The sequence below is a fragment of the Pseudomonas palmensis genome (genome assembly GCF_049942755.1).
GTDB lineage: Bacteria > Pseudomonadota > Gammaproteobacteria > Pseudomonadales > Pseudomonadaceae > Aquipseudomonas > Aquipseudomonas palmensis.
Genome location: NZ_CP187958.1, coordinates 3,535,492 through 3,549,948, shown reverse-complemented (window position 1 = coordinate 3,549,948; position 14,457 = coordinate 3,535,492). Strand labels below are relative to the sequence as shown.

Below are 14,457 nucleotides of genomic sequence, written 5' to 3'. Positions count from 1 at the left end.
CATCCGATGGCAGAGCGCTTTCGCGGCTACCTGCCGGTGGTGGTGGATGTTGAAACCGGTGGTTTCAACTGCGCCACCGATGCACTGCTGGAAATAGCCGCAGTCACCATCGGCATGGACGAAAAGGGCTTCCTGTTCCCGGAGCACACCTATTTCTTCCGCGTCGAACCCTTCGAGGGCGCCAATATCGAACAGGCGGCCCTGGACTTCACCGGCATCAAGCTCGATCACCCGCTGCGCATGGCGGTCAGCGAAGAGTCGGCGCTGACCGACATCTTCCGCGGCGTGCGCAAGGCCCTCAAGGCCAATGGCTGCAAGCGCGCGATCCTGGTGGGGCACAACAGCAGTTTCGACCTGGGCTTCCTCAACGCGGCCGTGGCGCGCCACGACATGAAGCGCAACCCCTTCCACCCGTTCTCCAGCTTCGACACCGCCACCCTGGCTGGCCTGGCCTATGGTCAGACCGTGCTGGCGCGGGCCTGCCAGAGTGCCGACATCGACTTTGACGGGCGGGAGGCACACTCGGCGCGCTACGACACCGAGAAGACGGCCGAGCTGTTCTGCGGCATCGTCAATCGCTGGAAGGAAATGGGCGGCTGGCAGGACTTTCGCGACTGACCGCTTCGCCGGCCGGCGCCTGCAGACGCTACGCGACGCAGGATCCAGCCTTGCTGGCGAACAGGCATAAAAAAACCGGCCACCAGGGCCGGTTTTTTCATGCGTGGCGCTTACAGCTTGCCAGCATTCTCGCTCAGGTAGGCAGCAACGCCTTCTGGCGAAGCGGTCATGCCCTTGTCGCCTTTTTTCCAGTTGGCAGGGCAGACTTCGCCGTGCTCTTCGTGGAATTGCAGCGCGTCGACCAGACGGATCAGCTCTTCCATGTTGCGGCCCAGCGGCAGGTCGTTGACGATCTGCGAACGGACAACACCCTTGTCGTCGATCAGGAACGCGCCACGGAAGGCCACGCCGCCTTCGGACTCGACGTCGTAGGCCTGGGCGATTTCGTGCTTGAGGTCGGCAGCCATGATGTATTTGACCGGGCCGATACCGCCGGCGTTGATCGGGGTGTTGCGCCAGGCGTTGTGGGTGAAGTGCGAGTCGATCGAAACGGCGATCACTTCAACGTTGCGCGCCTTGAAGTCGTCCATGCGGTGATCCAGGGCGATCAGCTCGGACGGGCAGACGAAGGTGAAGTCCAGTGGGTAGAAGAACACCAGGCCGTACTTGCCCTTGATAGCCGAAGCCAGGTTGAAGCTGTCGACGATCTCGCCGTTGCCCAGTACTGCAGGTACGGTGAAGTCCGGGGCGTTTTTGCCTACGAGCACGCTCATTCGATATCTCCTGATGGTATTGAATGGTTTGCGCAGCCGACCCGCAGGTCCGCTGGCATGACACAAGAACTGCCCATCATACACCGACCGACGCCGTGCGCCGAGCGAATGCCAGCCCACTGCCAGACTGACCGCCGGTCGCTCTGGAACGGGCCTCTGCACAAGGTACTTTGACAAGCATTCTCATTAGCATTAAGCTCCCCGACATCAAGCCTTTACCAGCGATGGTCTCCCTTATGTATGTGTGTCTTTGTGTTGGTGTTACCGACGGACAGATCCGCGATGCGATTTACGAAGGATGCTGCAGCTACAAGGAAGTCCGTGCCGCCACCAACGTGGGCACCCAGTGCGGCAAATGTGCCTGCCTGGCCAAGGAAGTGGTACGTGAAACCCTGACCAAACTGCAGGTCAGCCAGGCCGCCCTGCCTTATCCGGTAGAATTTACCGCAGCCTGAAAACAGCGAATTTGAAGAACCGGACCTCGTGTCCGGTTTTTTTATGCCTGCAATTCAAGTAGTTAGGCTTAAAACGCGGAACACAAACATTCTTATTCCGATTAATTTTCATTTATTATTCAATAACTTAGGTTTGACACTGGAAGTTGTCGGGCTCAGACTCGTGCTTATCGACACACTTACGCAGGGCAGGACCCCATCATGAAAGGCGACGTTAGCGTCATCCAGCATCTCAACAAGATCCTCGGAAACGAGCTGGTCGCAATCAACCAATACTTCCTGCATGCGCGCATGTACGAAGACTGGGGTCTGGAAAAGCTCGGCAAGCACGAATACAAAGAATCCATCGACGAGATGAAACACGCTGACAAACTGATCAAGCGCATCCTGTTTCTCGAAGGTATTCCCAACGTCCAGGACCTGGGCAAGCTGCTGATTGGCGAACACACCAAGGAAATGCTCGAGTGCGACCTGCGCCTGGAGCAGAAAGGCCTGATCGACCTGAAGGCGGCGATTGCGCATTGCGAGACCGTGGGCGACTTCGGCAGCCGCGAACTGCTCGAAGACATCCTCGAGGCCGAGGAAGAGCATATTGACTGGCTGGAAACCCAGTTGAGCCTGATCGACAAGGTCAGCCTGGAAAACTACCTGCAGTCGCAGATGGGCGAGTAATCACGCCCAACCGGCTGCAACCAAAGCCCCGCCTGTGCGGGGCTTTTTTTCGCCTGGGGTAACCGGCCTTGCCGGCCACCGGGCCCAGGCAGGCACAAAAAAGCCCCGCAGATGCGGGGCTCTTCAGTGCAAAACCGGATTCAGGCCTTGGCAGCCTCGGCCTTGGCAGCGGCGTCCTTGATCAGGGTCTGCAGCTCGCCGTTGGCAAACATCTCGGCCATGATATCGCTGCCGCCGACCAGCTCACCGCCCACCCACAGTTGCGGGAAGGTCGGCCAGTTGGCGTACTTGGGCAGGTTGGCGCGGATTTCCGGGTTCTGCAGGATATCCACGTAAGCGAACTTCTCGCCACAACCCATCACGGCTTGCGCCGCCTTGGCCGAAAAGCCGCACTGCGGGGCATTCGGCGAGCCTTTCATGTAAAGCAGAATGGTGTTGTTGGCAATCTGCTCTTTGATTGTTTCGATAATATCCATGAAGCACCTCGCGGCTGAACTTTCCGACCTGGTTGTCGGCACGGTGACGCATTGTATCGGAAAGCCGAGCGTGACGCTCGGCCTTGCCGATATCAGGCCGCAACCACCTCTACCACCACCCCGTTGAGCGCCGCATTGCCCGATACCGCGTCGCGCTGACGCTCGTCGGTTAGATCGTTGGCACTGGCCCCTGCTTGCGCCTGAGCGATGCCCAGGCGCATGCCTGGTCGCCCATGGCCGAAGCCGTGTGGCAGGCTGACCACGCCGGGCATCATATCGGTGCTGGCGAGCACCTCCACCTCGATGCTGCCCACGCGCGAGCTGACACGCACCCGCTGGCCGTCCTGCAACTGCCGGCCGGCCAGGTCGTCGGGATGCATCAGCAGCTGGTGGCGCGGCTTGCCCTTCACCAGGCGATGGTAGTTGTGCATCCAAGAGTTGTTGCTGCGCACATGCCGACGCCCGATCAGCACCAGTTGCGTGGCGTGAGGCAAAGCTTGCGCGGCGAAGCGCTGAAGGTCGGCCAGGATCACCGCGGGCGCGGCCTCGACACACTGGCTGGCAGTTTTCAGCCGCGCACCGAGGTTGGGCTGCAACGGCCCCAGGTCGATACCGTGGGGATAGCGCTCGAGGGTGTGCAGCGACAGGTCGAACACGCTGCCCTGGCCATGGGGCCCGCCGCGCAAGCCCAGGTCGATCATCTGCGCGGGTGTCAGGGTCGGTTTGAGCGGCTTGTCGGCCAGTGCCGCGAAGGCCTTGGCCAGGCCGACGAAAATCTCCCAGTCGTGCAGCGCGCCTTCGGGCTTGGGCAGGATCGCCCGGTTGAAGCGGCTGACGTTGCGCACCGCCAGCAGGTTGAAGGTGGTGTCGTAGTGATCGTTCTCCAGCGCCGAGGTGGACGGCAGGATCAGGTCGGCATGGCGCGTGGTCTCGTTGATGTACAGGTCGATGCTGAGCATGAACTCCAGCCCTTGCAGCGCCTGCTCCAGCTGCCGTCCATTGGGCGTGGAGAGCACCGGGTTGCCGGCCACGGTGACGAGTGCGCGCACCTGCCCTTCGCCCTCGCACAGCATCTCTTCGGCCAGTGCCGCCACCGGCAGCTCGCCTGCGTACTCGGGCAGGCCCGACACACGGCTCTGCCAGGCGTTGAAATGCCCGCCGCTGGTACTGGCCACCAGGTCCACTGCCGGCTGGGTGCACAAGGCGCCGCCGACCCGATCCAGATTGCCACTGACCAGGTTGATCATCTGCACCAGCCAATGGCACAGGGTGCCGAAAGCCTGGGTCGAGATGCCCATGCGCCCATAGCACACGGCCTTGTCGGCGGCGGCGAAGTCGCGGGCCAACTGGCGGATCTGCGCGGCCTCGATACCACAGCGCGGGCCCATGGCTTCGGCTGTGAACGGCGCGATTGCCTCGCGCACCGCGTCCAGCCCGGCCACCGGCAGGTGCGTAGTACGGCTCAGGCCTTCCTCGAACAGGGTGTTGAGCAGCCCGCACAGCAGCGCCGCATCAGCGCCTGGGCGCACGAACAGGTGTTGGTCGGCCATGGCCGCGGTCTCGCTGCGCCGCGGGTCGACCACCACCAGCTTGCCGCCCCGTGCCTGCAGGGCCTTGAGGCGCTTTTCGACATCGGGCACGGTCATGATGCTGCCGTTGGAAGCCAAGGGGTTGCCGCCCAGAATCAGCATGAAGTCGGTATGGTCGATGTCCGCAATCGGCAACAGCAGGCCATGGCCATACATCAGGTAGCTGGTCAGGTGCTGCGGCAACTGGTCGACCGAGGTCGCGGAAAAGCGGTTGCGCGTCTTGAGCAGGCCCAGGAAATAGTTGCTGTGGGTCATCAGGCCGTAGTTGTGCACGCTGGGGTTGCCCTGGTACACCGCCACCGCGTTCTGACCATGGCGCTGCTGAAGGGCCCAGAGCTTCCGGGCGGCCAGCGCGAACGCCTCGTCCCAGCCGATGGCCTGCCATTGCTCGCCGATGCGGCGCATGGGAGTACGCAGGCGGTCCGGATCGTTCTGGATGTCCTGCAACGCAACGGCCTTGGGACAGATATGGCCACGGCTGAAGGTGTCCAGCGCATCGCCCTTGATCGACGTGATGCGCGGCGCCTGCCCAGGCTCATGGGCCACTTCCAGGGTCAGGCCGCAGATGGCTTCGCACAGATGACAGGCACGGTGATGCACGCTTTTGCTCATGGCCGCCTCTTGTTGTGGGTCTGATTAGCGACCTCGACTATGGCCCTGCCCCGCCCCCCTCGCCAGTGACGTTCGTGGCGTGAATCGCCCGGCATCAGGCAAGGCGATGGTCGCGGCGCGCTGGCACCTGTACCGCGCATGCGTTGCAAAGGCCTCGGCGGGCAGTGTACAAAGCCTGTCCGGCCCAATAAAAAGCGTCACCCAACGGCTTGCAACACATTCGGCAACGTCGAGTTCGCAGCCCCCACTTGGTAAGACGCGACATTTAATTATAGTATTGCGCCTTTCCCTATTTCGTCGCCCCGTGCGGCTTTCGCCGCAGGTCACTTCCGTTGTTTTCGAAAACCGGCTTTTGATGATCTGCGGTCTGTTGCAAAAAGGTAGTCAATGATGAGCGCTAGGCACTTTCTCTCCCTGATGGATTTCACCGCCGAAGAACTGGTCAGTGTGATCCGCCGAGGGATCGAGCTGAAGGACCTGCGTAACCGCGGCGTACTCTTCGAACCCCTGAAAAACCGCGTGCTGGGCATGATTTTCGAAAAATCGTCCACGCGTACCCGGCTGTCGTTCGAAGCCGGCATGATCCAGCTCGGTGGCCAGGCCATCTTCCTGTCGCCACGCGACACCCAGCTGGGCCGTGGCGAGCCGATCGGTGACTGCGCCATCGTCATGTCGCGCATGCTCGACGCGGTGATGATCCGTACGTTTGCCCACAGCACGCTCACCGAGTTCGCCGCCAATTCGCGGGTACCGGTGATCAACGGCCTGTCCGACGACCTGCACCCGTGCCAGCTGCTGGCCGACATGCAGACCTTCCTCGAACACCGCGGCTCGATTCAGGGCAAGACCGTGGCCTGGGTGGGCGATGGCAACAACATGTGCAACAGCTATATAGAAGCGGCCATCCAGTTCGACTTCCAGCTGCGCATCGCCTGCCCTGAGGGCTATGAGCCCAACCCGGCGTTCGTGGCCCAGGCCGGCGAGCGCGTGCAGATCGTGCGCGACCCCAAGGACGCCGTGCGCGGTGCACACTTGGTGAGCACCGATGTCTGGACTTCCATGGGCCAGGAGGAGGAAACTGCACGGCGCCTGGCGCTGTTTGCGCCTTACCAGGTCAACCGCGAACTGCTCGACCTGGCGGCTGCGGATGCCCTGTTCATGCATTGCCTGCCCGCCCACCGTGGCGAGGAAATCAGCCTGGACCTGCTCGACGACCCCCGTTCGGTCGCCTGGGACCAGGCTGAAAACCGCTTGCATGCACAGAAGGCGCTTCTCGAATATCTTGTCGAACCGGCCTATCACCACGCATGAGTCAACCTCTACTGCTTAACCTGCGCGACCTCGCCTGCGGCTATGGCGAGCAGCGCATCGTCCAGAACCTCAACCTGCACCTCAACGCCGGCGACATCGGTTGCCTGCTGGGTTCCTCGGGGTGCGGCAAGACCACCACGCTGCGCGCCATCGCCGGTTTCGAGCCGGTGCACGAGGGCGAGATCAGCCTGGCGGGCGAAGTCATCTCCAAGGCCGGCTTCACCCTGGCCCCGGAGAAGCGCCGCATCGGCATGGTGTTTCAGGACTACGCGCTGTTCCCGCACCTGACCGTGGCCGAGAACATCGCGTTCGGCATCGGCAAGCACCCGCGCCAGCGCCAGGTGGTCGATGAAATGCTCGAGCTGGTGAAGCTGGACAAGCTTGGCGGGCGCTACCCGCACGAGCTGTCCGGCGGCCAGCAACAGCGTGTGGCCCTGGCCCGTGCCCTGGCTCCCGAGCCGCAACTGCTGCTGCTGGACGAGCCGTTCTCCAACCTCGACGTGGAACTGCGCCGACGCCTCAGTCATGAGGTGCGTGACATCCTCAAGAGTCGCGGCACCAGCGCGATCCTGGTCACTCATGACCAGGAAGAGGCCTTTGCCGTCAGCGACCATGTGGGCGTGTTCAAGGAAGGCCGCCTGGAGCAGTGGGACACCCCGTACAACCTCTACCACGAACCGTTCACGCCGTTCGTGGCCAGCTTTATCGGCCAGGGCTATTTCATCCGTGGCCAGCTGACCAGCCCCGAATCGGTGCAGACCGAACTGGGCGAGCTGCGCGGCAATCGGGCCTACACCCTGCCCCAGGGCAGCGCGGTGGATGTGCTGCTGCGCCCGGACGATATCGTGCATGCGCCCCACAGTGCCTTGAAGGCAAGCATCGTCGGCAAGAGCTTCCTCGGTGCGTCCACCCTGTACCGCCTGCAACTGGGTACCGGCAGCCAGCTCGAAGCGATCTTCCCGAGCCATATCGACCATCAGGTCGGCGGCGAGGTGGGCATTGAAGTGGCGGCGGACCACCTGGTGCTGTTCCCGGTGGCCGGCACGGTGCCGGCACAACTGCCGGTGGCGGAGAACGGCGTGCGACGCTACAGCGCGGCGCTCTGATAAGGCTTCGCCAGCAAGGCTGGCTCCTACAGGAAATTGCCTGGCCTACTGTAGGAACCAGCCTTGCTGGCGAAAAGGGCCGCTAGAGGAACAACGTCCCGCTCGCCACCCGCGTCGCATACCCGCCAATCTTCACCCGCGCCCCTTCCAGGCGGCAGAACAGCTCCCCACCCCGCGCGGAACACTGCACCGCGTGCAGCTCATCCTTGCCCAGGCGCTGCGCCCAGTAAGGGATCAGCGAGCAGTGCGTGGAGCCGGTCACCGGGTCTTCAGGGATACCGATCCCCGGCGCAAAATAGCGCGACACAAAATCATGCTCGCGCCCTGGCGCCGTGACAATCACGCCCAGCCCCGGCAACGGCACCAGCGCCGCCATGTCAGGGCGACAATCCCGCACCGCCTGTTCGCTTTCGAGCACCACGAACAGTTCATTGGTCTGCCACACCTCGACCACCGGGCACCCCAGCGCCTGCGCCACCGGCGGCAGCTCGGCCAGCGGCTGCGGGTCGTAGCGCGGGAAGTCCAGCACCAGGCGCCCCGCCTCGCGGCTCACGGTCAGCGGCCCCGAACGGCTGTCGAACGCCAGGCGCTCGGCATCTTCCCCATACACCTCGAACAGCACATGCGCGCTGGCCAGGGTCGCATGCCCGCACAGCGGCACTTCGGTGGAGGGCGTGAACCAGCGGATGCGCCAGCGCTGCGCCTCGCGCACGACGAATGCGGTTTCGGCCAGGTTGTGCTCGGCCGCAATCTTTTGCATCAGTTCATCGGGCAGCCATTGCTCCAGGCGATACACCATCGCCGGGTTGCCGCTGAAGGGTTGGGAACTGAAGGCATCGACCTGGTGAAATTCAAGCTGCATGGGTTGGCTCCTGCATGGGAAGGCAGCGAGCATGCCTGCCCGGGCGCTCGCGCTTCCATATACAGAATGGCCGGATTTGGAGGATACAGATGCTACTCGCGGCCGATCGCCGCAAAGCTGCCCCGGGTGTGCTCGGCCAGCACCGCCGCCGCCAGTTCCACCTCCAGCCCGCGCCGCCCGGCGCTGACATGAATGGTTTCGAACTGCTGCGCCGAAGCATCGATGAAGGTGCGCAGGCGCTTCTTCTGCCCCAGTGGGCTGATCCCGCCCACCAGGTACCCGGTGGAACGCTGTGCGGCCATCGGGTCGGCCATTTCGCACTTCTTTGCGCCCGCCGCATGGGCCAGGGCCTTGAGGTCCAGGCTGCCCACCACCGGCACCACCGCCACCAGCAACTCGCCCTTCTCGGTGCTGGCCAGCAGCGTCTTGAACACCCGCGCTGGCTCCAGGTTGAGCTTCTCGGCGGCTTCCAGGCCGTAGGAAGCCGCCTTGGGGTCGTGTTCATAACTGTGGATGCGGTGTTCGGCGCGGGCTTTCTTGAGCAAATCCAGGGCGGGGGTCATGCAGGGCTCCAGGCAGGGTGATCGGTCTCCAGTCGCTGGCTACTTTAGGGCAAAACGCCGGAGCCAACCATTACCCGCCCGGTTGCCACCGACACCACCTGAGCCACCGGCAGTCAGAATATGAATGGCAGTTCACTTTCGACCTTTGACATCAGCGTTTCTTGTCTATATTTTTTCGATTCTGAATATCGAACTGCCCCAATACCGTGCAGTTCTGCCGTCAACCCGACCAGAATGGGGATTCTGCTCGGGTTTTTGTCGAGCGCACACGCGCCTCACAACAACAAGAACCGAGGTCACGAATGACGACTGCTCTACGACAACCAACGCTGTCTGCCCAATGCATGGCCGAATTCCTCGGCACCGCATTGCTCATCTTTTTCGGTACCGGCTGCGTCGCGGCACTCAAGGTCGCGGGCGCCAGCTTCGGCCTGTGGGAAATCAGCATCATCTGGGGCGTGGGGGTCAGCATGGCGATCTACTTCACCGCCGGGGTGTCGGGTGCGCACCTGAACCCGGCCGTGAGCATCGCCCTGAGCCTGTTCAGCGGCTTCGAAAAGCGCAAGCTGCCGTTCTACATCGTCGCCCAGGTGGCCGGTGCCTTCTGCGGCGCGGCGCTGGTGTACACCCTGTACAGCAACCTGTTCTTCGATTACGAACAGACCCACGCCATGGTGCGCGGCAGCACCGCCAGCCTGGAGCTGGCCTCGGTGTTCTCCACCTATCCGCACCCGTTGCTGTCCACCGGCCAGGCATTTCTGGTGGAGGCCGTGATCACGGCCATCCTGATGGCGGTGATCATGGCCCTTGCCGACGACAGCAACGGCCTGCCCCGCGGCGCACTGGCACCACTGCTGATCGGCCTGCTGATCGCGGTGATCGGCAGTGCCATGGGCCCGCTGACCGGCTTTGCGATGAACCCGGCGCGCGACTTCGGCCCCAAGCTCATGACCTTCCTGGCCGGCTGGGGCAACGTGGCCTTTACTGGCGCACGTGACATTCCCTATTTCCTGGTTCCCATCATTGCGCCGATCATAGGTGCAAGCGTGGGTGCCGCCCTGTATCGCGGCGTGATCGCGCGCAACCTGCCCACGGCAGACGGCGCGAACGCCCAGATCGACGACAACGCTCGGGGCAAGACCCAGGCCTCCTGATGCCGAACCGGCGAGCCAGGCTCGCCCTGCCCCGACTTCCACCTTTTCGAGTGCAAGGCCCACACCATGACCGACACCCCGAACAAGCACTACATCATAGCCCTGGACCAGGGCACGACCAGTTCACGCGCGATCATCTTCGACCGTGACGCCAACGTGGTCGGCACCTCGCAGCGCGAGTTCGCCCAGCATTACCCCCAGGCCGGCTGGGTCGAGCATGACCCGATGGAGATCTTCGCCACCCAGAGCGCGACCATGGTCGAAGCACTGGCCCAGGCGGGCCTGAGCCACGACCAGGTGGCAGCCATCGGCATCACCAACCAGCGCGAGACCACCGTGGTGTGGGACCGCGAAACCGGTCGCCCGGTGTACAACGCCATCGTCTGGCAGTGCCGACGCAGCACCGAGATCTGCGAGCAGCTCAAGCGTGACGGCCACGCGGACTACATCCGCGAAACCACCGGCCTGGTCACCGACCCGTACTTCTCGGGCACCAAGCTCAAGTGGATCCTGGATAACGTCGACGGCGTGCGTGAACGCGCCGAACGCGGCGAGCTGCTGTTCGGCACCGTGGATACCTGGCTGATCTGGAAGTTCTCCGGCGGCAAGGTGCATGTCACCGACTACACCAACGCCTCGCGCACCCTGATGTTCAACATCCACACCCTGGAATGGGACGAGAAGATGCTGCAGGTGCTGGGCATCCCGAAGCAGATGCTGCCCCAGGTACGCTCGTCGTCAGAGGTGTACGGCCACACCAAGAGCGGCATCGCCATTGCCGGCATCGCCGGCGACCAGCAGGCTGCGCTGTTCGGCCAGATGTGCGTGGAGCCGGGCCAGGCCAAGAACACCTATGGCACCGGCTGCTTCCTGCTGATGAACACCGGCGACAAGGCCGTGCAGTCGTCCCATGGCCTGCTGACCACTATTGCCTGCGGCCCGCGCGGCGAAGTGGCCTATGCCCTGGAAGGCGCGGTGTTCAACGGCGGTTCGACCGTGCAGTGGCTGCGTGACGAACTGAAGATCGTCAACGACGCCCACGACACCGAGTACTTCGCCAGCAAGGTCAAGGACAGCAACGGCGTGTACCTGGTGCCGGCATTCACCGGCCTGGGTGCGCCGTACTGGGACCCGTACGCGCGCGGCGCCCTGTTCGGCCTGACCCGCGGGGTCAAGGTCGACCACATCATCCGCGCCGCGCTGGAGTCGATCGCCTATCAGACCCGCGACGTGCTCGACGCCATGCAGCAGGATTGCGGCGAGCGCCTGAGCGCACTGCGGGTGGACGGTGGCGCGGTGGCCAACAACTTCCTGATGCAGTTCCAGGCCGACATTCTCGGCACCTGCGTGGAACGCCCGCAGATGCGCGAAACCACTGCGCTCGGCGCCGCCTACCTGGCCGGCCTGGCATGTGGCTTCTGGAGCGGGCTGGACGAGCTGCGCGGCAAGGCCATCATCGAGCGCGAGTTCACTCCGCAGTTGGAGGAGGCGCAGAAAGAGAAGCTGTACGCCGGCTGGCTGAAGGCAGTGGACCGTACCCGCGACTGGGAACCGCACGAGGAATAAAACCTGCGCAGGCTTCTTCGCCAGCAAGGCTGACTCCTACACTGTAGGCACCAGCCTTGCTGGCGAGGCGCCCACAGGATCGTTTCAGCCAGCCCCGCGCTGGCCCCCGCCCCCATCCTGCGGCATCATGCAGATTTGCCCGGCAGCCCAAAAGGACCGCCCATGAATCTGCCCCCTCGCCAACAACAAATTCTCGAGCTGGTCCGCGAACGCGGCTATGTCAGTATCGAGGAAATGGCGCAGCTGTTCGTTGTAACCCCGCAAACCATCCGCCGTGACATCAACCAGCTGGCCGAAGTGAACCTGCTGCGCCGCTATCACGGTGGCGCGGCCTATGACTCGAGCATCGAGAACACCGCCTACGCCATGCGTGCCGACCAGATGCGCGACGAAAAACAGCGTATCGCCGAAGCCATCGCCGCGCAGATCCCCGATCACGCCTCGCTGTTCATCAACATCGGCACCACCACCGAGTCCATCGCCCGCGCCCTGCTCAACCACAACCACCTGAAGATCATCACCAACAACCTGCATGTGGCCTCCATCCTCAGCGCCAAGGACGATTTCGAAGTACTGCTGGCCGGCGGCAACGTGCGCCGCGATGGCGGTGTGGTCGGCCAGGCCAGCGTCGACTTCATCAACCAGTTCAAGGTCGACTTCGCCCTGGTCGGCATCAGCGGCATCGATGAGGACGGCAGCCTGCTCGACTTCGATTACCAGGAAGTGCGTGTGTCCCAGGCCATCATCGCCAATGCGCGCCAGGTGATCCTCGCCGCCGACTCCAGCAAGTTCGGGCGCAACGCCATGGTGCGCCTGGGCTCGATCAGCCTGATCGACTGCCTGGTGACCGACCAGCCCCCCGTCGCCGCCCTCGCCCAGTTGCTCAACCAGCACAAGATCCGCCTGGACGTGGTGTAGCGCCATCGCGGCCCTCGCAACGGGGGCCGCTCGAATGTTCATAATTTTTCATTTATTTGTCATCCGATCAGTATTTTCTATTGAAAGCGACTGGCGGGCGCCATTTTGTTGCGCTACCATTTTCGCAAACGAACATTAATGTTCATATTCGATAGAAACCAGAGGCCGCCTCGTGTCCCAGTCCAGCTCGCCATCGCCCGCCCTTGCCGAAATCTATGACGTTGCCGTGATCGGTGGCGGCATCAACGGCGTCGGTATCGCCACCGATGCGGCCGGACGCGGCCTGTCGGTACTGCTCTGCGAAAAGGATGACCTGGCCAGCCATACGTCCTCGGCCAGCAGCAAGCTGATCCACGGTGGCCTGCGCTATCTGGAGCACTACGAGTTCCGCCTGGTGCGCGAAGCGCTGGCAGAACGCGAAGTGCTGCTGGCCAAGGCGCCGCATATCGTCAAGCCGATGCGCTTCGTGCTGCCGCACCAGCCGCACCTGCGTCCGGCCTGGATGATCCGCGCCGGCCTGTTCCTGTATGACCATCTGGGCAAGCGCAAGCAGCTGGGCGCCTCGCGCAGCCTGCGCTTCGGCCCGGGCAACCCGCTCAAGCCGGCCATCACCCGCGGTTTCGAATACGCCGACTGCGCAGTGGACGACGCCCGCCTGGTGGTGCTCAACGCCATGGCCGCGCGTGAGCTGGGTGCGCACATCCTCACCCGTACCCGCTGCGTCAGCGCACGGCGCGTGGGCAAGCTGTGGAACGTGCAGCTCGAACGCGCCGACGGCAGCCAGCAGACCATCCAGGCCCGCGCCCTGGTGAACGCGGCCGGCCCGTGGGTGGCCAGGTTCATCAAGGACGACCTCAAGCTGGAGGCGCCCTACGGCATTCGCCTGATTCAGGGCAGCCACCTGATCGTGCCCCGGCTGTACGAGGGCGAGCATGCCTACATCCTGCAGAACGAAGACCAGCGCATCGTGTTCGCCATCCCGTACCTGGAGCGCTTCACCCTGATCGGCACCACCGACCGCGAGTACAGCGGCGACCCGGCCCAGGTGAGCATCACCGAGGCCGAGACCGACTACCTGCTCAAGGTTGTGAACGCGCACTTCAACCACCAGCTTGGCCGCGCCGACATCCTCAGCACCTATTCCGGTGTGCGCCCGTTGTGCAACGACGAGTCGGACAACCCCTCGGCGGTCACCCGCGACTACACCCTGGCCCTGTCGGCGTCTGCCGGCGAGGCGCCGCTGCTGTCGGTGTTCGGCGGCAAGCTGACCACCTACCGCAAGCTGGCCGAATCGGCCATGGCCGAGCTGGCGCCGTACTTCACCCAGATGACCGGTAGCTGGACCGCCACCTCCAGCCTGCCGGGCGGTGAACAGATGACCACGCCGCAGGCGCTGTGCGACGAGATTCTCGCGCGCTTCGGCTGGCTGCCAGCGGATATCGCCAAGCGCTGGGCGCTGACCTACGGCAGCCGCGTATGGCGCCTGCTCGAGGGCGTCCAGGGCCCGGACGACCTGGGTGATGCGATTGGTGGCGGGTTGTTCACCCGCGAGGTGGATTACCTGTGCAGCGAGGAATGGGCGGTCAGCGCCGACGATATCCTGCTGCGGCGCACCAAGCTGGGGCTTTTCACCAGCCCGGCCGAACAACAGGCTCTGCGGGTTTACCTGCAACGGGTAGAACTGAGCCGCGGGCGTATTCAGGCGGCCTGACACCGCCAAATCGCATCGAGGGTCAAGCCCGCTCCCACAAGCTCACCAAACCAGTGGGAGCGGGCTTGACCCGCGATGAGGCCAACAAAGGACTATCTGTTCGGTTTCCCGAACGAGCCATTGGCCCTTAA

Annotated in this window: 14 protein-coding genes; 9 read left to right on the top strand and 5 right to left on the bottom strand. The window is 63.5% G+C overall.

Annotated elements, in window-relative coordinates:
- Positions 1–6: 6 nt before the first annotated feature.
- Complete coding sequence (rnt, locus tag ACPRTJ_RS16385) at positions 7–618, top strand: ribonuclease T (RefSeq protein WP_173925077.1); 612 nt, start codon at positions 7–9, stop codon at positions 616–618.
- Between the two features lie 110 nt (positions 619–728).
- Here the strand turns inward: rnt and ACPRTJ_RS16380 are convergent, their stop codons facing one another.
- On the bottom strand, positions 729–1,331 hold the full coding sequence (locus tag ACPRTJ_RS16380; RefSeq protein ID WP_043861975.1) for a peroxiredoxin: 603 nt from the start codon (positions 1,329–1,331) through the stop codon (positions 729–731).
- 236 nt (positions 1,332–1,567) lie between these two features.
- Here ACPRTJ_RS16380 and ACPRTJ_RS16375 point away from each other — a divergent pair, with 236 nt between their 5' ends.
- Positions 1,568–1,786, top strand: coding sequence for a bacterioferritin-associated ferredoxin (locus ACPRTJ_RS16375; protein ID WP_043861976.1), 219 nt, complete (start codon positions 1,568–1,570; stop codon positions 1,784–1,786).
- A gap of 201 nt (positions 1,787–1,987) precedes the next feature.
- Positions 1,988–2,458, top strand: coding sequence for a bacterioferritin (gene bfr, locus ACPRTJ_RS16370; RefSeq protein WP_043861977.1), 471 nt, complete (start codon positions 1,988–1,990; stop codon positions 2,456–2,458).
- A 140-nt stretch (positions 2,459–2,598) separates the two neighbouring features.
- On the opposite strand, the gene grxD is transcribed toward bfr, so the two are convergent.
- Positions 2,599–2,934, bottom strand: coding sequence for a Grx4 family monothiol glutaredoxin (grxD, locus tag ACPRTJ_RS16365; protein ID WP_038999109.1), 336 nt, complete (start codon positions 2,932–2,934; stop codon positions 2,599–2,601).
- A gap of 92 nt (positions 2,935–3,026) precedes the next feature.
- Positions 3,027–5,135 (bottom strand): molybdopterin oxidoreductase family protein, encoded by a 2,109-nt coding sequence (locus tag ACPRTJ_RS16360; RefSeq protein ID WP_116052171.1) that lies wholly within the window; start codon positions 5,133–5,135, stop codon positions 3,027–3,029.
- 390 nt (positions 5,136–5,525) lie between these two features.
- Between ACPRTJ_RS16360 and argF the strand changes: the two genes are divergently transcribed.
- Both argF and ACPRTJ_RS16350 read left to right on the top strand, forming a co-directional pair.
- Positions 5,526–6,446, top strand: a complete 921-nt coding sequence (gene argF, locus ACPRTJ_RS16355) for an ornithine carbamoyltransferase (protein WP_043861979.1) — start codon at positions 5,526–5,528, stop codon at positions 6,444–6,446.
- Positions 6,443–7,552, top strand: a complete 1,110-nt coding sequence (locus ACPRTJ_RS16350; RefSeq protein ID WP_043861980.1) for an ABC transporter ATP-binding protein — start codon at positions 6,443–6,445, stop codon at positions 7,550–7,552. Before argF ends, ACPRTJ_RS16350 begins: the two co-directional genes overlap by 4 nt.
- An 82-nt stretch (positions 7,553–7,634) precedes the next feature.
- On the opposite strand, the gene ACPRTJ_RS16345 is transcribed toward ACPRTJ_RS16350, so the two are convergent.
- Together ACPRTJ_RS16345 and ybaK are read right to left on the bottom strand one after the other, a co-directional pair.
- Positions 7,635–8,414: a PhzF family phenazine biosynthesis protein gene (locus tag ACPRTJ_RS16345; protein WP_116052172.1), complete on the bottom strand. Its 780-nt coding sequence runs from the start codon at positions 8,412–8,414 to the stop codon at positions 7,635–7,637.
- Between the two features lie 92 nt (positions 8,415–8,506).
- Positions 8,507–8,977, bottom strand: coding sequence for a Cys-tRNA(Pro) deacylase (gene ybaK, locus ACPRTJ_RS16340; RefSeq protein WP_043861982.1), 471 nt, complete (start codon positions 8,975–8,977; stop codon positions 8,507–8,509).
- Positions 8,978–9,279: 302 nt separating this feature from the next.
- Between ybaK and ACPRTJ_RS16335 the strand changes: the two genes are divergently transcribed.
- The 4 genes from ACPRTJ_RS16335 to glpD all read left to right on the top strand — a co-directional run bounded on the left by ACPRTJ_RS16335 (position 9,280) and on the right by glpD (position 14,326).
- A complete protein-coding gene (locus ACPRTJ_RS16335) occupies positions 9,280–10,131 on the top strand; it encodes an MIP/aquaporin family protein (RefSeq protein ID WP_426427121.1) in 852 nt (283 codons plus the stop codon).
- 66 nt (positions 10,132–10,197) lie between these two features.
- A complete protein-coding gene (gene glpK, locus ACPRTJ_RS16330; RefSeq protein WP_043861984.1) occupies positions 10,198–11,697 on the top strand; it encodes a glycerol kinase GlpK in 1,500 nt (499 codons plus the stop codon).
- Positions 11,698–11,859: 162 nt separating this feature from the next.
- Positions 11,860–12,615 (top strand): DeoR/GlpR family transcriptional regulator, encoded by a 756-nt coding sequence (locus ACPRTJ_RS16325; protein ID WP_043861985.1) that lies wholly within the window; start codon positions 11,860–11,862, stop codon positions 12,613–12,615.
- Between the two features lie 172 nt (positions 12,616–12,787).
- Positions 12,788–14,326, top strand: a complete 1,539-nt coding sequence (glpD, locus tag ACPRTJ_RS16320; RefSeq protein WP_043861986.1) for a glycerol-3-phosphate dehydrogenase — start codon at positions 12,788–12,790, stop codon at positions 14,324–14,326.
- Positions 14,327–14,457: the final 131 nt, after the last annotated feature.